The sequence below is a fragment of the Pseudomonas sp. CBS genome, from assembly GCF_024734645.1.
GTDB lineage: Bacteria > Pseudomonadota > Gammaproteobacteria > Pseudomonadales > Pseudomonadaceae > Aquipseudomonas.
Genome location: NZ_CP102929.1, coordinates 2,973,147 through 2,993,296 on the forward strand (window position 1 = coordinate 2,973,147; position 20,150 = coordinate 2,993,296).

Annotated in this window: 16 protein-coding genes and 2 tRNA genes; 12 read left to right on the forward strand and 6 right to left on the reverse strand. The window is 60.3% G+C overall.

Annotated elements, in window-relative coordinates:
- The first annotated feature begins 5 nt into the window (after positions 1-5).
- The 3 genes from NVB75_RS13480 to NVB75_RS13490 all read left to right on the forward strand — a co-directional run bounded on the left by NVB75_RS13480 (position 6) and on the right by NVB75_RS13490 (position 3,502).
- Positions 6-704, forward strand: coding sequence for a response regulator transcription factor (locus tag NVB75_RS13480; RefSeq protein WP_258347550.1), 699 nt, complete (start codon positions 6-8; stop codon positions 702-704).
- Positions 694-1,989: a HAMP domain-containing sensor histidine kinase gene (locus NVB75_RS13485; protein ID WP_258347552.1), complete on the forward strand. Its 1,296-nt coding sequence runs from the start codon at positions 694-696 to the stop codon at positions 1,987-1,989. The genes NVB75_RS13480 and NVB75_RS13485 overlap by 11 nt, the downstream gene beginning before the upstream one ends.
- Before the next feature lie 85 nt (positions 1,990-2,074).
- Entirely contained in the window at positions 2,075-3,502 is a 1,428-nt protein-coding gene (locus tag NVB75_RS13490; RefSeq protein WP_258347554.1) for a glycosyl hydrolase family 8, read from the forward strand.
- Between the two features lie 131 nt (positions 3,503-3,633).
- Here NVB75_RS13490 and groL read toward each other — a convergent pair whose 3' ends face one another.
- The 4 genes from groL to NVB75_RS13510 all read right to left on the reverse strand — a co-directional run bounded on the left by groL (position 3,634) and on the right by NVB75_RS13510 (position 7,147).
- Positions 3,634-5,277, reverse strand: coding sequence for a chaperonin GroEL (gene groL, locus NVB75_RS13495; protein WP_003208597.1), 1,644 nt, complete (start codon positions 5,275-5,277; stop codon positions 3,634-3,636).
- Between the two features lie 50 nt (positions 5,278-5,327).
- A complete protein-coding gene (gene groES, locus NVB75_RS13500; protein ID WP_003208599.1) occupies positions 5,328-5,624 on the reverse strand; it encodes a co-chaperone GroES in 297 nt (98 codons plus the stop codon).
- Positions 5,625-5,872: 248 nt separating this feature from the next.
- Positions 5,873-6,349: an FxsA family protein gene (locus NVB75_RS13505; RefSeq protein WP_008433587.1), complete on the reverse strand. Its 477-nt coding sequence runs from the start codon at positions 6,347-6,349 to the stop codon at positions 5,873-5,875.
- Between the two features lie 66 nt (positions 6,350-6,415).
- Positions 6,416-7,147, reverse strand: coding sequence for a HugZ family protein (locus NVB75_RS13510; protein WP_076015367.1), 732 nt, complete (start codon positions 7,145-7,147; stop codon positions 6,416-6,418).
- Between the two features lie 75 nt (positions 7,148-7,222).
- Here NVB75_RS13510 and NVB75_RS13515 point away from each other — a divergent pair, with 75 nt between their 5' ends.
- Positions 7,223-7,981 (forward strand): SDR family oxidoreductase, encoded by a 759-nt coding sequence (locus NVB75_RS13515; RefSeq protein WP_258347556.1) that lies wholly within the window; start codon positions 7,223-7,225, stop codon positions 7,979-7,981.
- 15 nt (positions 7,982-7,996) lie between these two features.
- Here NVB75_RS13515 and NVB75_RS13520 read toward each other — a convergent pair whose 3' ends face one another.
- A complete protein-coding gene (locus NVB75_RS13520; RefSeq protein ID WP_258347558.1) occupies positions 7,997-9,004 on the reverse strand; it encodes a DUF481 domain-containing protein in 1,008 nt (335 codons plus the stop codon).
- A gap of 202 nt (positions 9,005-9,206) precedes the next feature.
- Here NVB75_RS13520 and NVB75_RS13525 point away from each other — a divergent pair, with 202 nt between their 5' ends.
- The 4 genes from NVB75_RS13525 to NVB75_RS13540 all read left to right on the forward strand — a co-directional run bounded on the left by NVB75_RS13525 (position 9,207) and on the right by NVB75_RS13540 (position 13,983).
- Complete coding sequence (locus tag NVB75_RS13525) at positions 9,207-9,521, forward strand: MGMT family protein (RefSeq protein ID WP_375378944.1); 315 nt, start codon at positions 9,207-9,209, stop codon at positions 9,519-9,521.
- A gap of 43 nt (positions 9,522-9,564) precedes the next feature.
- A complete protein-coding gene (locus tag NVB75_RS13530; RefSeq protein ID WP_258347562.1) occupies positions 9,565-11,106 on the forward strand; it encodes an AmpG family muropeptide MFS transporter in 1,542 nt (513 codons plus the stop codon).
- Between the two features lie 187 nt (positions 11,107-11,293).
- Positions 11,294-13,009 carry a proline--tRNA ligase gene (locus NVB75_RS13535; protein WP_003208614.1) on the forward strand — a complete coding sequence of 572 codons (1,716 nt, stop codon included), beginning with the start codon at positions 11,294-11,296 and terminating at the stop codon, positions 13,007-13,009.
- A 20-nt stretch (positions 13,010-13,029) separates the two neighbouring features.
- A complete protein-coding gene (locus NVB75_RS13540; protein WP_258347563.1) occupies positions 13,030-13,983 on the forward strand; it encodes a hypothetical protein in 954 nt (317 codons plus the stop codon).
- 115 nt (positions 13,984-14,098) lie between these two features.
- Here NVB75_RS13540 and dinB read toward each other — a convergent pair whose 3' ends face one another.
- Complete coding sequence (gene dinB / locus NVB75_RS13545; RefSeq protein WP_076015374.1) at positions 14,099-15,157, reverse strand: DNA polymerase IV; 1,059 nt, start codon at positions 15,155-15,157, stop codon at positions 14,099-14,101.
- Between the two features lie 291 nt (positions 15,158-15,448).
- Between dinB and NVB75_RS13550 the strand changes: the two genes are divergently transcribed.
- The 4 genes from NVB75_RS13550 to NVB75_RS13565 all read left to right on the forward strand — a co-directional run bounded on the left by NVB75_RS13550 (position 15,449) and on the right by NVB75_RS13565 (position 20,018).
- Positions 15,449-15,525, forward strand: a tRNA-Met gene (locus NVB75_RS13550).
- Positions 15,526-15,732: 207 nt separating this feature from the next.
- Positions 15,733-15,809: transfer RNA gene (locus NVB75_RS13555), tRNA-Met, on the forward strand.
- 280 nt (positions 15,810-16,089) lie between these two features.
- Positions 16,090-18,732, forward strand: a complete 2,643-nt coding sequence (gene mprF, locus NVB75_RS13560; RefSeq protein ID WP_258347565.1) for a bifunctional lysylphosphatidylglycerol flippase/synthetase MprF — start codon at positions 16,090-16,092, stop codon at positions 18,730-18,732.
- A complete protein-coding gene (locus NVB75_RS13565) occupies positions 18,732-20,018 on the forward strand; it encodes a virulence factor family protein (protein WP_258347567.1) in 1,287 nt (428 codons plus the stop codon). Before mprF ends, NVB75_RS13565 begins: the two co-directional genes overlap by 1 nt.
- Positions 20,019-20,150: the final 132 nt, after the last annotated feature.

A 20,150-nucleotide genomic window follows, 5' to 3' on the forward strand; every position in this document is an offset into this window, starting at 1 on the left:
GAGCCATGTCCGATACCCTGCTGCTGATCGAAGACGACCTGCCCCTGGCAGCACTGACGGCCGAGTTCCTGCGCGCCGAAGGGTTTACCGTGGCGGTAGAACACCGTGGCGACCGCGCGGCCCAACGTATTCACGAGGAACAGCCGGCGCTGCTGATCCTTGATGTGATGCTGCCGGGCATGGACGGCTTTACCCTGTGCCGACAGATTCGCGACCACTACCCCGGGCTGATCCTGATGATGACGGCGCTGGACGAGAACGCCGAACAATTGGTGGGGTTTGCCGCCGGGGCCGACGACTACGTGGTCAAGCCGATCGACCCGCAATTGTTGTTGGCGAGGATCCGCTCGCTGCTGCGCCGCCATCCTCAGGCACCTCGCAGCTACTATCAGTGGGGCGCTTTTCGGCTGGACCTGAACAACCACTTCGCCTGGCTTGGCGAGGCGCCCTTGCAGTTTTCGGTGGCCGAGTTCGAGTTACTCGCCATCTTCGCCCGCCATTGCGGCGTATTGCTCACCCGGGAAAAACTGCTCCAGCGACTGCGCGGCCTTGAATACGACGGCCTGAACCGTTCGATTGATATGCGGGTGTCGCGCTTGCGCAAGAAACTCATGAGCCTTGAGTGCCCCGTGACCATCCAGACCATCACGGCGCAGGGATACCTGTTCGTCGAAATCCCGAGCGGGAGTCAACATGCTGTCTAAAGTGCGCCCCTGGATGGCAATCGCGGCCGGCACCAGTTGGGCCGCCCTCACCCTTTACCTGTTGTGGCTGTGCACCAACGCTGCGGTGTTTATCGGCGACTACAGCTTTCTGCGCCTGATGGCCGGGCCGGGTTATCTGGTTGCCGAGCAACTCAAGACCCTGCCCCCCGAACAATGGGAGGCGCGTGTCGAGTCGCTGCAAGCACGCTTTCAGTACCCGGTGAGCGTGGTGAAAAAGGACGATATCGAGCTGCCACCCGAAGCCATTGTGATGCTCGACCACCACCAACCCGCGCAGAACAGTGACGAGGACGTCACCTACTTCCCGCTGGACGATGACACGGTGATTCAATTCGGCCCCATGTGGGGAACCGCCGAAGTGGAGGACCTGCTGCAATATCCGGTGTATTGGGTGACCGCCTGTGTCGCCGGCCTACCGGTATTGCTGTTTCTCTGGATCGCCCTGCGTGCCCGACGCAAATACACCCACGACCTCAACACCCTCAACGCGAGTATCACTGCCCTCGCCCGCACGCCCAACACGCTGCTGCCGGCGATGAGTCAGGAATGGACGCCGCTGCTGCAGACCTTGCGCAAGCATGCCCAGGACATCACCTCGATGGGTGAACGCCACCGGGAGGTTTCCCAGGCGGTGTCCCACGAACTGCGCACGCCCCTGGCCCGGATGCGGTTTGCTCTGGCACTGCTGAGTAAAAGTGCCGACCCCGATACCCGCACCCGCCTGCAAGAGCGCCTGCAAACCGACATCGAAGAGCTGGAGTCGCTGGTTCGCGCCAGCCTCGCCTTTGCCCGGCTGGCCGACGCACCCAGCGACCTGCAGCATGAGCCGATCAACATCCATGACTGGCTGCAGCAAGAGTTCGCCCTGCTGGACGGGCACCATCGCTTGCTGACCCTGGACACCCAGCCGGCCGAGCTGGAGCTGATCGGCGACCGCGCCCTGCTGCACTTGATCGTGCGTAACCTGTTGAGCAACGCCATTACCTATGCCCGCGAACGGGTGAACGTCAGCGCTTCGTGCCAGGACCAACACCTGGTGCTGCATGTGGACGATGACGGCCCCGGCGTGTTGCCGGAAAACCGCGAAAAGATCTTCGAACCCTTCGTGCGACTGGCCATGGGCGGCGACGAGCCCAGCGGGTTTGGCCTGGGCCTGGCGCTGGCCAAGCGCGCCACCCATTGGCACCGTGGGGAACTGTCGATCACCCGCAGCCCGTTGGGCGGCGCACGCCTGACCCTGACCCTGGCGCTGCGCCCGGGTTAGGCTGTTACAGCCTGTGACAGTGAAACATCCGCGCTGCCGCTAACCTCGCGACCTTGTCCTTTGGATCAGGTTGGAGAGTCAGTTCATGCGTCACCCTAGACGGCATCTGCCCACGCTGCTGTTATCACTGTGCATGGCCGCCGGTTCATGGTCAGTCAGCAGCGCAGCCCAGACTGCTCACGCGCCCTACTACCCCGGCACCATCCTGCCTAATCGCCAGACCCAGGCGAACATGGATAAACAATTGGTCACGTTCTACAAGGACTGGAAGGCGGTGTATCTCTCAGGGGAATGCGGCAGCGGTCGGTATTTCGTCAAGGTCAACGCCGACCACAAACCGGTAGGAGGTGGCGCCGCGCCCAACACCATCACGGTGTCCGAGGCCCATGGCTACGGCATGCTGCTTACGGTGATGATGGCCGACTACGATGATGAGGCCCAAAAAATCTTCGACGGCATGGTGCGCTACTTCCAGGATCACCCGGCAGCGTCCGATCCCGGCTTGATGGCCTGGAACCAGATCGAGGGTTGCGGAGACTCCACCGACCCTTTCCGCGGCGACGTCAGTGCCACCGACGGCGACCTGGACATCGCCTACGCCCTACTGCTGGCCGACCAGAAATGGGGCAGCCAAGGCACCATTGACTACCGCAGCGAGGCCAACACGGTGATGGCGGCGATCATGAAACACGAGGTGCACCCCAGGACTCAGCATCTGATGCTCGGCGACTGGGCCGGCACCGACGGCGACCCGGAGCTTGAGTACACCACCCGCAGCTCGGATTTCATGCAGTCGCACCTCTACAGCTTTTTCGCCATGACCGGGGATAAACGCTGGCAGACGGTGCGCGACAAGACCTATTCAATCATCAGCGACTTTACTCAGCGCTACAGTGCCAAAAGTGCTTTGGTGCCGGACTTCATCAGCCATTTGGACACCTCGCTCACACCTGCACGGCCCGAACTGGTGGAAGGTCAATACGACGGCGGCTACTCGTGGAACGCGGCCCGTTACCCGTGGCGCATCGGCTTGGATTACCTGATGTACGGTGACCCTCGTGCGCTGTACACCTTGACCACCTTCAACCGCTGGGCACGCGCCACCACCCACGATGAGCCGGGCAACTTCAACAGTGGCTACCGAATCGACGGCAGTGCCATTGAGGAAGCGCACAATGAGCCGGCCTTTGTGGCGGCACTCGGGGTCAGCGCAATGATCAGCCCCGATAATCAGCTGTGGCTCAATAACATCTGGGACAACCTGCAACGCCAGTCCATCCGGGACCATGACTACTACGGCAACACCCTCAAACTGCTGGGCATGGTCGTCATGTCCGGCCATTGGGAGCGGCCCCAACCGGCGCCCCTCAAAAAAACCGCAAACGTGCCTGTCCATCCGTCATCCGGCACTGCGGCACCAGGACCCGTGGCATCTTTGCCGCCTGCCTCACAGCTGATGCTGGCTCGCGGCTTTATGTTCAAGAAGCTACTGGGGCGTCGCGGCGTCAGCTGAGGCGTGCGCGTAAAGAGAGACGCGGAGCGTCCCTGGCGGCATTCCCACGCAGAGCGTGGGAACGATCAGCATAAAAAAACCCCGCCTGCATCGCTGCAGGCGGGGTTTTTCAGTATCGGGGTAAGGCTGGCTTACATCATGCCGCCCATGCCGCCCATACCGCCCATGTCTGGCATACCGCCGCCAGCTGGAGCATCTTCTTTGATCTCGGCGATCATTGCTTCAGTGGTGATCATCAGGCTGGCAATCGACGAAGCCGCTTGCAGAGCCGAACGAGTCACTTTAGCCGGGTCCAGGATGCCCATTTCGATCATGTCGCCGTATTCGCCGGTAGCAGCGTTGTAACCGAAGTTACCCGAACCCTGCTTGACCTTGTCGACAACGACGCTTGGCTCGTCGCCGGAGTTGGCAACGATCTGGCGCAGAGGTGCTTCAACAGCACGACGCAGCAGAGCGATACCGACGTCCTGGTCAGCGTTGTCGCCTTTCAGCTCGGAGATAGCCTGCAGAGCGCGAACCAGTGCCACGCCACCGCCAGGTACCACGCCTTCTTCAACGGCTGCACGGGTAGCGTGCAGGGCGTCTTCAACGCGGGCTTTCTTCTCTTTCATTTCAACTTCGGAACCCGCGCCAACCTTGATCACTGCAACGCCGCCGGACAGCTTGGCCAGACGCTCTTGCAGTTTTTCACGGTCGTAGTCGGAAGTGGTATCAGCCACTTGAGCGCGGATCTGGGTAACACGTGCCTGGATGTCAGCTTCAACACCAGCACCGTCGATCACGGTGGTGTTTTCCTTGGTCACGGTGACGCGCTTGGCATTACCCAGGTGTTCCAGGGTAGCGCTTTCCAGGCTCAGGCCGATCTCTTCGGAGATAACGGTACCGCCAGTCAGAACAGCGATGTCCTGCAGCATGGCCTTGCGACGATCGCCGAAACCAGGTGCCTTGACAGCAACCACTTTCACGATACCGCGCATGTTGTTCACAACCAGAGTCGCCAGGGCTTCGCCTTCAACGTCTTCGGAAACGATCAGCAGTGGGCGACCGGCCTTGGCAACAGCTTCCAGAACTGGCAGCAGTTCACGGATGTTGGAGATCTTTTTGTCAACCAGCAGGATCAGCGGGCCGTCGAGCTCGGCGGTCATGGTGTCTGGCTTGTTGACGAAGTACGGGGACAGGTAGCCACGGTCGAACTGCATGCCTTCAACAACCGACAGTTCGTTTTCCAGGCCCGAGCCTTCTTCAACGGTGATCACGCCTTCTTTACCGACTTTTTCCATGGCTTCGGCAATGATGTCGCCGATGGAGCTGTCGGAGTTGGCCGAGATGGTGCCGACCTGAGCGATGGCTTTGGTGTCAGCGCATGGCTTGGACAGGGACTTCAGCTCTTTGACAATGGCGATGGTCGCCTTGTCGATGCCGCGTTTCAGGTCCATCGGGTTCATGCCGGCAGCGACGGCTTTCAGGCCTTCGTTGACGATCGACTGAGCCAGAACGGTAGCGGTGGTGGTGCCGTCGCCTGCGTCATCGTTGGCACGGGAGGCAACGTCTTTGACCAGCTGCGCGCCCATGTTTTCGAAGCGATCTTTCAGCTCGATTTCTTTGGCGACGGAAACGCCGTCCTTGGTGATGGTCGGAGCGCCGAAGCTCTTCTCGATGATCACGTTACGGCCTTTAGGGCCCAGGGTCGCTTTTACTGCGTCAGCCAGGACGTTCACACCGGCGAGCATTTTCTTACGGGCGGAATCGCCGAATTTAACTTCTTTAGCAGCCATGATCGATATTCCTTAAATACTTTGTAGTAACGGGAAGATGAACGGGGAAATCAGCCTTCCAGAACAGCGAGAATCTCGTTCTCAGCCATTACCAGCAGGTCTTCGCCGTCGATTTTCACAGTGTTGCTGCCGGAGTAAGGGCCGAAAACAACCTTGTCACCCACTTTCACAGCCAGCGCACGTACTTCACCGTTTTCCAGGGTCTTGCCTGGGCCAGCAGCGAGAATCACACCGTGGTTGGCTTTTTCAGCAGCCGAACCTGGCAGCACGATACCGCCAGCGGTTTTCTTTTCTTCTTCACTGCGACGGATGACGACGCGGTCATGCAGAGGACGAAGCTTGCTCATTGTCGATCTCTCCTAATTGTGTTTTTCATCGGCCGGTGTCAATTCCGGCTAGTTAAATTCCGGCGGTGCCGGTCGCGGTTCGCGGTGCGAAACGCGGAAGTCTGTCTGGTGTCGCCACCAGAAACCTTGCGGTGACCGTTACATAAGGGCGCATAAGCTTATTTCAAGGGTGCAGAGATGAAAATTTTTGTGTCGGGGACGTGTTCAAAAGCCGCACGGCACCCGCGGGTGCCGTGCCAGTGAGGGGATTACTTGGGGTCGCGGTGTTCGAACTCGCCTTCGATCACGTCACCTTCACGCCCCAGTGGCTGGCGCGGGGCCGGGCCACCACGGGGTTGCAGGTCGTCGGCGAAGGCGCGCTGGCGGATCGCAGCCTCTTCGGCACGCTGGCGCATCTTGCCCGCCAGCAGCTTGCGAGTGAATGGCAGCAACATCACCAGGCCAACCACATCGCTGATGAAGCCCGGCAGGATCAACAGGCCACCGGCCAACGCCATCATCAGTCCTTCAAGCATGGTCTGGGCCGGCAGTTCGCCGCGATTCAGGCTTTCACGGGCACGCAGCGCCGTAGCCAGGCCGGCGACGCGCAGCACCAGAACGCCGAGCATCGAGCCGAGAATGATCAGCAGCAGCGCCGGGAAAAACCCGATGGCCCCACTGACTTGTACGAATACGAACAGCTCCAACACGGGGAACAACAAAAAGAGCAACAAAAAAGGGCGCATCAAATGGTTCCTCAACGCAAGAATGCCTTGCTACTTCACCTTAGATGACGTCGCCGTTTCGTGAATTCAAGCTTCAGCGGCTGCTTTTTTCGGCCAGACCTCGGCGTGAGCCAGGAAAACCAAGGCTTCGCGTACTTGTGTCGGCGTATTGCAAGGCTCGGCAAAGGGCAGCCAGTAGAGTGCCTGGCCAATGCGCAAGTGCATGCCTTCGCTGTCGATACCGGCCAATTGTGCAGGCTCGGTGGTCGGCAGGCCGGCCAGTTCGACATAGTGGGCAATGGCCTTGGTGTGGTCGCTGTTCATGTGCTCGATCATGCTCAGCTCGGCCTTGCCGGCGAACGGGTTGGCCAGGGTCAGTTGGTCGACCCAGTGAATCGCGCCGAACCCGCCGATGTAACGGTGACGCACCGGCTTAAGCACCCAGAAGTCAAAATCATGGGCCTTGTGGTAGTTGGCCGAATCCGGGAAGTAGCGGTAATAACGCTCGGCTGCGGCTTCAATCGCGGCGCTGTCTTCGAGCTTTTCGGCCTCGGCCAGGTAGGTCAGGCGCCCTACCGCTTGCACGTCGTCCGCCTCACGCTCACCCACCAGCAGGGAGCACTTGGGGTCTTTCTGCAGGTTATGGGTGTGCTGGGCGATACGGCTGATCAGGATCAGCGGCCGGCCCTCGGCATCCAGGCAGTACGGCACCACTGAGCCGAACGGAAAGCCGGGCATGGCCTTGGACAAGGTGGCAAGTGCCCCGCGGTATTCCTTGAGCAGTAGTTCTCGGGCATTCTTGGCAACGTGCGCGCTCAACTTATGACTCCTTTGATAAATTCCGTCAGAAAACAAACTTGGATAGCCGATTAATTCTGCCCACAGGACTTGCGAATGGATCTCAACGACAAAGTAATCATTATCACCGGCGGTTGCCAGGGTTTGGGCCGTTCCATGGCCGAGTATTTTGCAACCAAGGGCGCGCACCTGGCGCTTGTAGACCTCAATCAGGAAAAACTCGACCAGGCGGTAGCCGCCTGCCAGGCACACGGCGTAACGGCCCGGGCCTATCTATGCAATGTGGCGAATGAAGAACAGGTGTGCCAGACGGTGGCACAGATCGCCGAAGACTTCGGCGCGATCAACGGTTTGATCAACAACGCGGGGATTTTGCGCGACGGCTTGCTGCTCAAGATCAAGGATGGGGAGATGACCAAGATGAGCCTGGCCCAATGGCAGGCAGTGATCGACGTGAACCTCACCGGCGTGTTCCTGTGCACCCGCGAAGTGGCAGCAAAAATGGTGGAGTTGAAGAACCAGGGCACCATCATCAACATCTCGTCGATCTCCCGCGCCGGCAACGTCGGCCAGACCAACTACTCGGCCGCCAAGGCCGGTGTAGCGGCCGCTACCGTGACCTGGGCCAGGGAGCTGGCGCGCTATGGCATACGCGTCGCGGGCATTGCGCCGGGGTTTATCGAGACGGAAATGACCTTGGGCATGAAGCCCGAGGCACTGGAGAAGATGACGTCGGGCATTCCCCTCAAGCGCATGGGGCGGCCTGAGGAGATTGCCCATTCAGCGGCGTACATCTTCGAAAACGACTACTACACCGGGCGAATCCTGGAAATGGACGGCGGGTTACGCCTTTAATTACCAGGCGGCTCGTTACCAGGCGACGCCGAACCCTGCGGTATAGCGGGTCTTGCTCAACGCGCTTTCCGAGTCGCCACTGATCACGTCGCGCTCGGCCTTGAGGTTGAGAGAAGCCCACTCGGTGACTTTGTAGCGCAGGCCCACTTCCGCATCCAGGGAGTAGTCGGACGGCCCGGCCAGTGGCTTGCCCAGCTCGCCATTGGTGAAGAATTCGACGGTCTTGCCCACCAGGTAGCGGTTGTAGTTCCACTTCATCGCCAGCGAGTAGAAGTTGTCTTTGCCGCCGTCCTGGTATTCATAGTCGGTGCGGTTGACCAGCGAGCCGAGAGAGAAGGCGCCCAGTTCGTCGTCCCAGAATTGGTAGCCCGGCCCCGTACCCACGGTGCGCTGGCGTGACAGGTCTTCAACCTTGTCGCGCTTGTAGGTCAAGCGGCCCTGCCAGAACCAGTGTTCGGTGATAAACCGGTCCAGGTCGTATTCCAGCGCCCAGTTGTCAGTGGTGGTCACGTCGTCCTGGAATTCGCGGTTATATTCGCCCTGGCCGGTATGGCGCCACTGGCCATGGCGGGCTGTGGTCTTGAAGTCGATGTCGTAGTCGTTGGTGTCTTTTTCCGCGCGCTTGTAGTCCAGCGCCATGTCGACATTGCCCTTCCACACCAGGTCTTCGATCACAGGCTTGGGCTTGATGATCTGCTGGATGCTCGCCAGCTCGACGGTCTTGGGCGCCTCACCGTTGGCCAGGATGACTTTGCCGTCATCGGCCGCGTGCAGGGATTTGGCCTTCTCGCCGGTGTAGGCATCCTGCTTGACCAGCAGTTCCTGATCACTTTCAAGGGTTTTGACCTGCTTCCAGTCCACCGGGATAGCACCGGCATAAGCAGTCTGGATCAGCAGCTTGCCGCCGTCGAAGACCTTGATCTTGCCGGTCAGACGGTCACCGTTCTTTAACCAGACGGTATCGGCGAGCAGAGGCGTGGAGGCGCTGAATACAGCGAGGCACAGCAGGGTTCTGGACAACATAAGCGGATATTGGGCTCGAGTTTGACGAAAAAACGGGCATTATCGGGTTGGATAACTTCTTAGCAAGGACTGACTCGGGTATTGGTATCGAGTTCCCCGTCCGGCAGCTCATTTTGCAGACATTTCCTACGAATAGACGGATATTTTCATCGGACATGCCACCGTGAACGAAACGACCGACACTCCGCAAAGCCCCGCTGAAATGCGCCGCACCGTGCTGTACCTGACTCTCGCCCAAGTACCTGAAGGCTGCGTGATCAGCTACGGGGAGCTGGCGCACCTCGCCGGTTTGGGTCGTGCCGCACGCTGGGTAGGGCGCACCCTGAGCCAACTGCCCGAGGACACCAAACTGCCCTGGCACCGTGTGTTGGGTGCCGGTGGTCGGATAAGTCTGCCAGTGGGCAGTGCTTCAGGTGACGAGCAACGCGCGCGTTTACGCGCCGAAGGTGTCAGCATCCTGAACAATCGTGTTGATATTCAGCGTCATGGCTGGCGCCCGGTAGAGCACAGCGGTTAGAGTGCGCGCTTTATTTGCGTAATTCTGAGGCAGACTCCAGCCCATGCCCCGTAAAACCTGGCGCGCCGCGCTCGCCGCCTATGCCAGCCCCTCGACGTTAGTACTGCTGTTGCTCGGCTTTGCTGCCGGCATGCCTTACATGTTGGTGTTCTCGACGCTCTCGGTGTGGTTGCGTGAGGCCGGTGTGGCCCGCGAAACCATCGGTTACGCGAGCCTGATCGGCCTGGCCTATGCCTTCAAGTGGGTCTGGTCGCCCTTGCTTGACCAATGGCGCCTGCCACTGCTCGGCAAGCTCGGACGGCGTCGATCCTGGTTAGTCTTGTCCCAGACGCTGGTTATCCTTGGATTGATCGGCATGGGGTTCTGCGATCCGCAAAAACACCTGTCCTGGCTGATCGCTATCGCGGTAATCGTCGCCTTTGCTTCCGCCACCCAAGACATCGCCGTAGACGCCTACCGCCTGGAAATCGCCGACGACAGCCGCCAGGCTGCGCTGGCCGCCAGCTATATGTCCGGCTATCGAATTGCGGCCCTGCTGGCGACCGCCGGCGCGCTGTTTTTCGCTGAAGGCTTTGGCTCCACTGGCTTCAATTACAAGCACTCGGCATGGACCGGCACCTACGTGCTGTTTGGGGTGCTGATGGTGCCCGCGCTGCTGACCACGCTGCTGATGCGCGAGCCCAATGTGCCATTGCGCACCCAACTGCAGGCCGGGCGCTACAGCTTTGCTCACCAGTTAGTCTCGGTGTTCGTGTTGATCGTGCTGCTGGTGTCGGTGCCGGCAATGTTCACCCAGCTGTACAACACTGACTTCGCCAGCGTGCTGTTCCAGGGCGTGAGCCTGCTGGATCTGCTGCTGGAAGACCGCGCGTTCCTGCGGGCCATCCTCTATATCATCCTTACCACCCTGTGCCTGTCGACCATGGGCCGCCGGGGCCTGGCGCCGGTACTCACACCGGTCAACGACTTTATCCTGCGCTACCGCTGGCAGGCCCTGCTGCTGTTAGGGCTGATTGCCACCTATCGCATGTCGGACACGGTAATGGGCGTCATGGCCAACGTGTTCTATATCGACCAGGGTTTCACCAAGGACCAGATCGCCGGCGTCAGCAAGATCTTCGGCCTGATCATGACCCTGTTGGGTGCCGGCATGGGCGGCCTGCTGATCGTGCGTTTCGGGATCCTGCCGATCCTGTTTATCGGCGGCATTGCATCGGCCGGCACTAACCTGCTGTTCGTGATGCTCGCCGACATGGGCCCGGACCTGCAGATGCTGATTTTCACCATCTCCCTGGATAACTTCAGTTCCGGCATGGCGACCTCGGCGTTTGTCGCGTACCTGTCGAGCCTGACCAACCTGAAGTTCTCCGCCACCCAATACGCGTTGCTCAGCTCGATCATGTTGCTGCTGCCACGTTTGATCGGCGGGTATTCGGGGGTAATGGTCGAGAAGTTCGGCTACCACAACTTCTTCCTGATCACCTGCCTGCTGGGTGTGCCGACGCTGCTCCTGATTGCCTTGCACTGGTTCCAGGAAAGCCGGCGGATTCGGTTGAATCCTCCCGAGGACACCTCCCCGCTGTAGGAGCAAGCTTGCTCGCGAAGCACTCACAGGCACCGCGTTTATCCCGGTTTCCCGTGTAATCGTTGACGATCTTCGCGAGCCAGCTCGCTCCTACAGACAGCTCTGCATCCTGATGCCTGTACGTCGGCGACAAGCGCCCGTACAATCCAACGTCATTTCAAGTCCAAGCAACCGACAACGGCCTACCATGCGCACCAGTCAATATTTGCTCGCCACACAGAAAGAAACGCCTTCCGACGCGGTCGTGATCAGCCACCAGCTGATGCTGCGCGCCGGCATGATCCGCAAACTGGCCTCGGGCCTGTACACTTGGCTGCCCATGGGCTTGAAGGTGATGCGCAAGGTCGAAGCCATCGTTCGTGAAGAAATGAACGCTGCCGGCTCTCTGGAAGTGTTGATGCCGAGCACCCAACCGGCTGAGCTGTGGCAGGAATCCGGGCGCTGGGAAGAGTACGGCCCTGAATTGCTGCGCTTCAAGGACCGTCACGGCCGCGACTTCTGCGCCGGCCCGACCCACGAAGAAGTGATCACCGACCTGATGCGCAACGAGTTGAGCAGCTATAAACAGCTGCCCCTCAACCTGTATCAGATCCAGACCAAATTCCGTGACGAAATCCGCCCACGCTTCGGTTTGATGCGTGGCCGCGAATTCATCATGAAGGACGCCTATTCGTTCCACGCTGACCAGGCGTCCCTGCAAGTCACCTACGACCGCATGCACACCGCCTACTGCAACGTGTTCACCCGCCTGGGCCTGAAATTCCGCCCGGTTGAAGCGGACAACGGTTCCATCGGCGGTGCCGGCTCCCACGAATTCCACGTGCTGGCCGAATCCGGTGAAGACGACATCGTGTTCAGCAACGGTTCCGACTACGCGGCGAACATCGAGAAAGCCGAAGCCGTGCCACGGGAAACCTCCCGCCCAGCGCCAAGCGAAGAGCTGCGCCTGGTGGACACGCCCGAGACCAAGACCATCGCGGCCCTGGTGGAGAAATTCAATCTGCCGATTGAAAAGACCATCAAGACCCTGATCGTGCGCGCCGAGGAAGAAGGCAAGCTGATCGCCCTGGTGATCCGCGGCGACCACGAGCTTAACGAAATCAAAGCCGCCCAGCAGCCAGGCGTTGCCAGCCCGCTGGTCATGGCCACCGACTCAGAACTGCGCGACGCCATTGGTGCCGGTGCGGGTTCCCTCGGCCCGCTGAACCTGCCGTTGCCAATCATCATTGACCGTTCGGTTGAGCTGATGAGCGACTTCGGCATCGGTGCGAACATCGATGACAAGCACTACTTCGGCGTGAACTGGGAACGCGACCTGCCGGTTCCGACCGTGGCCGACCTGCGCAACGTGGTTGCAGGCGACCCGAGCCCGGACGGCAAGGGCACCCTGGAAATCAAGCGCGGCATCGAAGTCGGGCACATCTTCCAGCTGGGCAACAAGTACAGCAAGGCGATGAAGTGCGAAGTGCTGGGCGAGAACGGCAAGCCGATCACCCTGGAAATGGGCTGCTACGGCATTGGTGTTTCCCGTGTGGTTGCCGCTGCCATCGAGCAGAACAACGACGAGAAAGGCATCATCTGGAGCGACGCCCTGGCGCCGTTCCAGGTTGCCCTGGTACCGCTGCGCTACGAAACCGAGCAAGTACGCGAAGCCACCGACAAACTGTACGCCGAACTGACGGCTGCCGGTTTTGAAGTGCTGCTGGATGATCGGGACAAGAAAACCAGCCCGGGCATCAAGTTCGCCGACATGGAACTGATTGGCATCCCGCACCGGATCGTGGTCAGTGACCGCGGCCTGGCCGATGGCAATCTGGAATACAAGAGCCGGACCGAAGCCGAAGCCCAACCGTTGCCGGTGGCTGACGTGCTGTCTTTCCTTCAGGCGCGTATTCGTCGCTGAAAACCAGATCAAGAGTCGTCATGTTCAAGCGAAACACCATAGCCCTGGGGGGTGCCACGTTATGTGGCGCCCTGCTGGTCAGCGGCTGCGCCAACCAAATGTCGCAACGCAGCGAGCACGAGGAACGTATCGAGCGCAAATTGCTCGATCACAGCCTGCAGATCGACGTGGGCGAACCCAAGGTGCTGGAGCTGCCGCAACGCCGGGTTCGCATTCACGAGCAAAAGACCTTTGAGGTCACCGAATTCGAAGTCACCCGTCGTTACGACCGCTACACGCCCTACCAGCCTTGGCGCAAACTCTATGAGATGCCCCTCGGCGCGGTTGCGCTCGTGGCGGGCGTCGGCGCCAACGTGGCGAATATCTTTGCCCTGGGCAACTTGCCTACCAGCGTGACCCGTGACTGGCTCAGCTACGGCGTAGACGGGATCAACCCGTTCATGAACGTGCAATCCCATGGTCGGGCGCAACAGAACCTGGCGGGCATCGATGAAGTCCAACGCGACAAGCGTGTGGAGTATTCGAGCCTGCCCTGGAGCGAACGCCCGGTGCAGGTGACCGCCGGCAAGCAAACCCATGAGCTGACCACCGACCGTAATGGCGTGCTGCGCCTGAACCTGCTGGACAGCCCGTTTGCCGAGCAGGACCTGAACCGCATCAGCATCCTGAAAATCAGCGTTGAAGATGCTCAGGATGACGTGCACTCGGACTCATCCCTGGCCGTCAGCAGCAGCCTGCGCAGCAAATTGCTCGAAGCTCACGGGTTGATCTACGACGACCTCGAAGACGACGAAGTCAACGAGTGGGTGCACCGGGTCAAGCGCCTGTCGGAGTTGGGCCTGGAAGAAGAAGCCAGCGAGCTGGAACAAAGCCTGATCGAACTGACCCGCAATGATCCGGAGTTGCAGCAGGAATTTTTGCAGGCATTGACCAAGGATGCGGGTCGGCTGGTGGCGGACCCCGGGGCACGCTGAAGCCGTTAAATGTGGGAGCGGGCTTGCTCGCGAATGCGGTGTGCCAGTTGATGCATGTGCTGGCTGACACGCCGCATTCGCGAGCAAGCCCGCTCCCACATTTGGTTTCCGGTTTCTACCAGGGAAATTGGAGCTGCTCGTTGCCGCTGCTCAAATCCAGCAAACGCACACCTATTCCCAGCAATCGCACCGGTTTGCCGCCGCGATTGAACGCCTGGGTCAGCAACTGCCGGTAACTCTCCAGATCCCGCCCTGCCCCGGCCTGCTCCAAGGTGGTTTGGGTAAAGTCGTGGAACTTCACTTTGACGAACGGCTTGCCCGCCCGGTAGCTGCTGTCGATGCGCGCCATGCGCCCGGCCAGGGTGTCCATCAGTTCAGGCAGTTTTTCCAGGCAACTGGGCAAGTCCGGCAGGTCGACATCGTAGGTGTTTTCCACGCTGATGGATTGCCGGCGGCTGTCGTTCTGTACGACACGGTCATCGATCCCACGGGCCAGGCTCCAAAGCCGCTCGCCGAAGCTGCCAAATTCACGCACCAGGGCCAGCTTGTTCCACTCTCGCAGTTGCAGGCAGTCTTCGATCCCCAGCCGCGTCAGCTTGTCGGCCGTTACCTTGCCCACGCCGTGGAGCTTTTTCACCGGCAACGCGGAGACAAAGTCTTCCACCTGATCGGGGGTGATCACAAACAGTCCGTTGGGCTTTTTCCAGTCGCTGGCGATCTTGGCGAGAAACTTGTTCGGCGCCACGCCCGCAGAAACGGTGATATGCAATTGGTTGGAGACCCGCCGGCGAATGTCCTGGGCAATGCGCGTGGCGCTGCCGCCGAAATGCGGGCTGTCGGAGACGTCGAGGTAGGCTTCGTCCAAGGATAACGGTTCGATCAGGTCGGTGTAGTCGCGAAAGATCGTCTGGATTTCCTTGGAGGCTTCTTTATAGGCATCCATGCGCGGTTTGACGATGGTCAGGTCCGGGCACAGCTTCAATGCGTGCCGGGATGACATGGCCGAACGCACACCGTAGGCCCGCGCCTCATAGTTGCAGGTGGCGATCACGCCGCGTCGATCTGCCGAGCCACCGACCGCCAGGGGCTTTTGCGCCAGGGTCGGGTCGTCGCGCATCTCGATGGCGGCGTAGAAGCAATCACAGTCGACGTGGATGATTTTGCGCTGCGTCATATATAAGGCGGTGGTTCTGGGCAGAAAACGAACAGGCGGGCAGTATCTCACTCACACCTGTATATAGCACCAGTAGTTTGAATCTTCCGCCTAAGCGGTAGGAAAATTCGCAGATGAATTCATTTTCTCAATCGAAACACACCCCCCAATAGAGCTGAAAGCCTCGGCCAGACTGGCCCCGCGACCTATCAAGGGGCCACCTTGGAGAGCTAACCGATTGAACCACAAGCGCTTTTCTTTGAATCAGCGGTTGACACACTCGCGTTCCTCTGTAGAATGCCGACACACAGACGCGGGATGGAGCAGTCTGGTAGCTCGTCGGGCTCATAACCCGAAGGTCGTCGGTTCAAATCCGGCTCCCGCAACCAAACATCAAAAAAGGCTACTCGAAAGAGTGGCCTTTTTTGTGCCTGTCTGTTTTAGCCCCTCTTTTCGATTGTCTGACAAAAATCCTTTCCCAATCGCGCACTTACCGCACGCGCGTGACAATCCGACGCTAATTTGCACTTATTTGACCCATCGTTCGATTAACGGTTGACACCCCGCCGTTGCTCTGTAGAATGCCGCCACACAGACGCGGGATGGAGCAGTCTGGTAGCTCGTCGGGCTCATAACCCGAAGGTCGTCGGTTCAAATCCGGCTCCCGCAACCAAACATCAAAAAAGGCTGCTCGAAAGAGTGGCCTTTTTTGTATCTGACGAAAAAGTCCTTTTGAAACAATGGCATGGCATCTTTCATGAAACCGTACACGGTTTGTAGAGTCCATCTCATTGCAAGCTATGCTAAGTCTTCAAGCACTGTCCTTCTACGACCAATGGGCGCTGTCGCCGCACTTCGCGATACGCGTTAATATTTGTAATTATTTTGTCCATAGGGATTGGTAACTTGGCTGGATACCTCCATCCTGTCGCGCACAATCCACGAGGTGATTGATGCGCGCCAACTCGTCTGAACCACAAGACTCTGTCACAGCGACACAACCGATCACTCCCACCCGTTTGCGCTGGCTGGATCTGTTGAGCAAGTACCGCCAACCCATCGGATTGGCCGTCACCTTGTTGCTGTTCGCAATCGCCCTTATCGCCTGTCGCCACCTGCTGCTTGAGCTGGACCTGTACGCGCTCCACGATTCGATCCTGGAAGTGCCGAAGCCTGCCCTGCTGGGCGCATTCGGTGCCGCTGTCGCCGGCTTTATCATTCTGTTGGGCTATGAATTTTCCGGCGCCCGTTATGCCGGCGTGAAACTGCCTGCCAAGACCCTGGCCTACGGCGGCTTTACCGCTTTCGCCATCGGCAATGCGATTGGTCTGTCGATGCTCTCGGGCGGTTCGGTACGTTACCGCTTGTATGCACGGTACGGCATTGGTGCCTCCGAAGTGGCCCGCATGACCGTGTTTGCCAGCCTGGCCCTGGGTTGCGCCCTGCCGCCACTGGCGGCCCTGGCCACCCTGAGCAACTTGCCCGCTGCGTCCAACGCGCTGCATTTACCCGCGAGCCTGCTGGGTGGTGTCGCAGGCGCCGTGCTGTTGTTGACGGTGGCACTGTGCATCGGCATCTACCGCCGCCGCCTGCCGGAACAACCGTATCCGGACAACCTGCTGGTCAAGGCCGGGCGCCGCACCTTGCGCCTGCCGGGCCGTCGACTGACCTTTCTGCAACTGATCATCACCGCCCTCGACGTCGCCGCTGCCGCCACCGTGTTGTATATGCTGCTGCCGGAAGCGCCACCCTTTGGCCCGTTCCTGCTGGTGTACCTGCTGGCCCTGGCCGCCGGCGTACTCAGCCATGTCCCGGGCGGCGTCGGGGTGTTCGAAGCGATCCTGCTGGCCGCCTTTGCCGACAAGCTTGGCGCCGCCCCACTGGCCGCCGCATTGCTGCTGTACCGGATGATCTATGTGGTGCTGCCACTGTTGATCGCCTGTGTATTCCTGCTGGTCAATGAAGCCCAGCGCCTGTTCCATACACAGCAAAGCCTGCGGGCGGCCTCGGGCCTTGCTGCACCGATCCTGGCCGTACTGGTTTTTTTGTCAGGCGTGGTCCTGCTGTTTTCCGGCGCAACCCCGGAAATCGACTCACGCCTGGAAAACATCGGCTTCCTGATTCCTCATCGCCTGATTGACGCTTCGCACTTCGGTGCCAGCCTGATCGGCGTGCTCTGTCTGCTCTTGGCCCAGGGCCTGCGTCGCCGGTTGTCCGCCGCGTGGATGCTGACCATGGTGCTGCTGCTGACGGGCGCCCTGCTCTCCTTGCTCAAGGGTTTCGACTGGGAAGAAGCCAGCCTGATGACCATGACGGCGGTGCTGCTGGCGATCTTCCGACGCTCGTTCTATCGCGCCAGCCGCCTGACCGAACTGCCGTTCTCGCCGCTGTATCTCGTTGCCAGCGTGTGCGTACTCGGTGCGTCGATCTGGCTGCTGTTGTTCGCCTACCAGGACGTGCCCTACAGCCATCAGCTGTGGTGGCAGTTCACCCTCGACGCCAACGCCCCACGTGGCCTGCGCTCGCTGCTGGGCGCTGCCGTGGTGCTGGTGGTGGTCTCGCTGACCTGGCTGCTGCGTACCGCGCGCCCGATCATCCACCTGCCGACACCCGAAGAGCTGGAGCGCGCCACCAAGATCCTGATGAACTCGGCGCAACCCGACGGCGGCCTGGCCCTGACCGGCGACAAAGCCCTGCTGTTTCACCCCAACGACGAAGCGTTCCTGATGTACGCTCGTCGCGGCCGCAGCCTGGTGGCGTTGTATGACCCGATCGGCCCGACCCTGCAACGGGCCGAGATGATCTGGCAGTTCCGTGACCTGTGCGACATTCACCACGCGCGCCCGGTGTTCTACCAGGTGCGGGCGGAGAACCTGCCGTACTACATGGACATCGGCCTGACCGCGATCAAACTGGGTGAAGAAGCCCGGGTCGACCTGAAGCGCTTTGACCTGGAAGCCAAGGGCAAAGAGATGAAGGACCTGCGCTACACCTGGAACCGCGGGACCCGAGACGGCCTGTCCCTGGAGATCCACGAACCCGGCCAGGCGCCGATGGAGGAGCTGAAAGTCATCTCCGACGCGTGGCTGACCGGCAAGAACGTACGGGAAAAAGGCTTTTCCCTGGGACGATTCAGCGACGACTACCTCAAGCACTTTCGGATTGCGATCATTCGCTTCGAAGGGCGCCCGGTAGCGTTTGCGAACCTGCTTGAGACCTACAGCCATGACCTGGCCAGTCTCGACCTGATGCGTGCGCACCCGGACGCGCCGAAACTGACCATGGAATTCATGATGGTCGGCCTGATTCAACATTATAAGAACCATGGCTACGCCCGCTTCAGCCTCGGCATGGTGCCGTTGTCGGGCCTGCAACCACGACGTGGCGCCCCGCTGACCCAACGCCTGGGCTCGATGGTGTTCCGCCGTGGCGAGCAACTGTATAACTTCCAAGGCTTGCGCCGCTTCAAAGACAAGTTCCAGCCTGACTGGGAACCCCGTTATATGGCCGTGCCCGCAGGACTTGATCCGCTGGTGGCACTGGCCGACACCGCCGCCCTGATTGCGGGCGGCTTGACTGGATTGGTGAAACGCTGATGATTCGACGCTCCTGGCGGTATGTATTGGCATTTTTGGTGGTACTGGCACTGATCCTTGGTGGCGGCTACTGGTACTGGAACCGCCCTGCACCGCAACCGACTCTGGAACAACTGCCACAGGCTGACGGCTCGGTCCTGACCCGCGTAACCCCGGGCACCGCGCCCAAGGCACGTGTAGCCGTGGCCGTGCTGGCCGATGAAACCCTGACCGACAGCCAACTGATCGCCCTCAGCCAGGGCGGCGCAGCGCAGATCGTCCAGGTGGTCCTGCCCAAGGACGACTGCAAGTTGCAGGAACAAGCCCTGCAAACCGCCCTGGGCCAGCTTGCCGGCCCGGCGACCCTGGTCAGCGGCATCGGCCCTGGCGCAGCCCTGGCCTGGCGCTGGCTGGCCGCGCAGAACGACGACAAGGCGAATGCCATTTCCGTCGGCTTCGCGCTGGCACAACCCGGCTGCAACGACCCGCTGCCGAAAACCTCGGCCCACGGCAACTGGTTGGTGGCCTGGAACGATAACCCTGACGATGATGCCGCCAGTTTCGTACGCGACACGCCGCGCGCCACTACCAGCATCAGCGACTATGACGTTCACTACCCGCAAGTGCTGAACAACGAGCTGCGCAAGCAACTGGTGGGTTCGGACAACGGTGGCCTGGCAATCCCGGTGGTCGAAGTGCCGGCTGGCCAGGCCAAGGACACCGTCACCCTGTTCCTCTCCGGTGACGGCGGCTGGCGTGACCTGGACCGTGACGTGGCCGGTGAAATGGCCAAGATCGGCTACCCGGTGGTCGGCATTGATACCCTGCGCTACTACTGGCAGCACAAGTCTCCGGAACAAAGCGCCAAGGACCTCGCCGAGCTGATGCAGCACTACCGGCAGAAATGGGGCACCAAGCGCTTCGTGCTGACCGGTTACTCGTTCGGCGCCGACGTGTTGCCGGCCATCTACAACCGCCTGCCGGAAAACGAGCAGCAGCGTGTAGACGCAATCATTCTGCTGGCCTTCGCCCGCACCGGCAGCTTCGAGATCGAAGTGGAAGGCTGGTTGGGCAACGCCGGCAAAGAAGCGGCTACCGGCCCGGAAATGGCCAAGCTGCCAGCCGACAAGGTGGTGTGCATCTACGGTGCCGAAGAAGTCGACGAGAGTGGCTGCACCGACAAGACGGCAGTCGGTGAAGCCGTGAAGCTGCCTGGCGGCCATCACTTCGACGAGAACTACCCGGCGCTGGCCAAGCGTTTGGTCGATATCATCGAGAAGCGCCAGGGCAAAACCCCGGCCGAATAAGCGCCCACAAAAAAGCCCCCGCTGCCGCAAGGCACCGGGGGCTTTTTGTTGATTGCACGTAGCAGCTGTCGAGCCCCGGCGAGGCTGCGTCGGCAGCACCGCCGCTTCACGATAAGACCTCTGGACCAGGTC

Bases quoted from the DNA above. Each gene is read 5' to 3' on its own strand.
- NVB75_RS13565 (WP_258347567.1), top strand. From the start codon at position 18,732: ATGATTCGACGCTCCTGGCGGTATGTATTGGCATTTTTGGTGGTACTG.
- NVB75_RS13520 (WP_258347558.1), bottom strand. From the start codon at position 9,004: ATGTTGTCCAGAACCCTGCTGTGCCTCGCTGTATTCAGCGCCTCCACG.
- dinB (WP_076015374.1), bottom strand. From the start codon at position 15,157: ATGACGCAGCGCAAAATCATCCACGTCGACTGTGATTGCTTCTACGCC.
- NVB75_RS13515 (WP_258347556.1), top strand. From the start codon at position 7,223: ATGGATCTCAACGACAAAGTAATCATTATCACCGGCGGTTGCCAGGGT.
- NVB75_RS13525 (WP_375378944.1), top strand. From the start codon at position 9,207: ATGCGCCGCACCGTGCTGTACCTGACTCTCGCCCAAGTACCTGAAGGC.
- NVB75_RS13485 (WP_258347552.1), top strand. From the start codon at position 694: ATGCTGTCTAAAGTGCGCCCCTGGATGGCAATCGCGGCCGGCACCAGT.
- NVB75_RS13535 (WP_003208614.1), top strand. From the start codon at position 11,294: ATGCGCACCAGTCAATATTTGCTCGCCACACAGAAAGAAACGCCTTCC.
- NVB75_RS13480 (WP_258347550.1), top strand. From the start codon at position 6: ATGTCCGATACCCTGCTGCTGATCGAAGACGACCTGCCCCTGGCAGCA.
- NVB75_RS13540 (WP_258347563.1), top strand. From the start codon at position 13,030: ATGTTCAAGCGAAACACCATAGCCCTGGGGGGTGCCACGTTATGTGGC.
- groES (WP_003208599.1), bottom strand. From the start codon at position 5,624: ATGAGCAAGCTTCGTCCTCTGCATGACCGCGTCGTCATCCGTCGCAGT.
- mprF (WP_258347565.1), top strand. From the start codon at position 16,090: ATGCGCGCCAACTCGTCTGAACCACAAGACTCTGTCACAGCGACACAA.
- NVB75_RS13530 (WP_258347562.1), top strand. From the start codon at position 9,565: ATGCCCCGTAAAACCTGGCGCGCCGCGCTCGCCGCCTATGCCAGCCCC.
- NVB75_RS13505 (WP_008433587.1), bottom strand. From the start codon at position 6,349: ATGCGCCCTTTTTTGTTGCTCTTTTTGTTGTTCCCCGTGTTGGAGCTG.
- NVB75_RS13490 (WP_258347554.1), top strand. From the start codon at position 2,075: ATGCGTCACCCTAGACGGCATCTGCCCACGCTGCTGTTATCACTGTGC.
- groL (WP_003208597.1), bottom strand. From the start codon at position 5,277: ATGGCTGCTAAAGAAGTTAAATTCGGCGATTCCGCCCGTAAGAAAATG.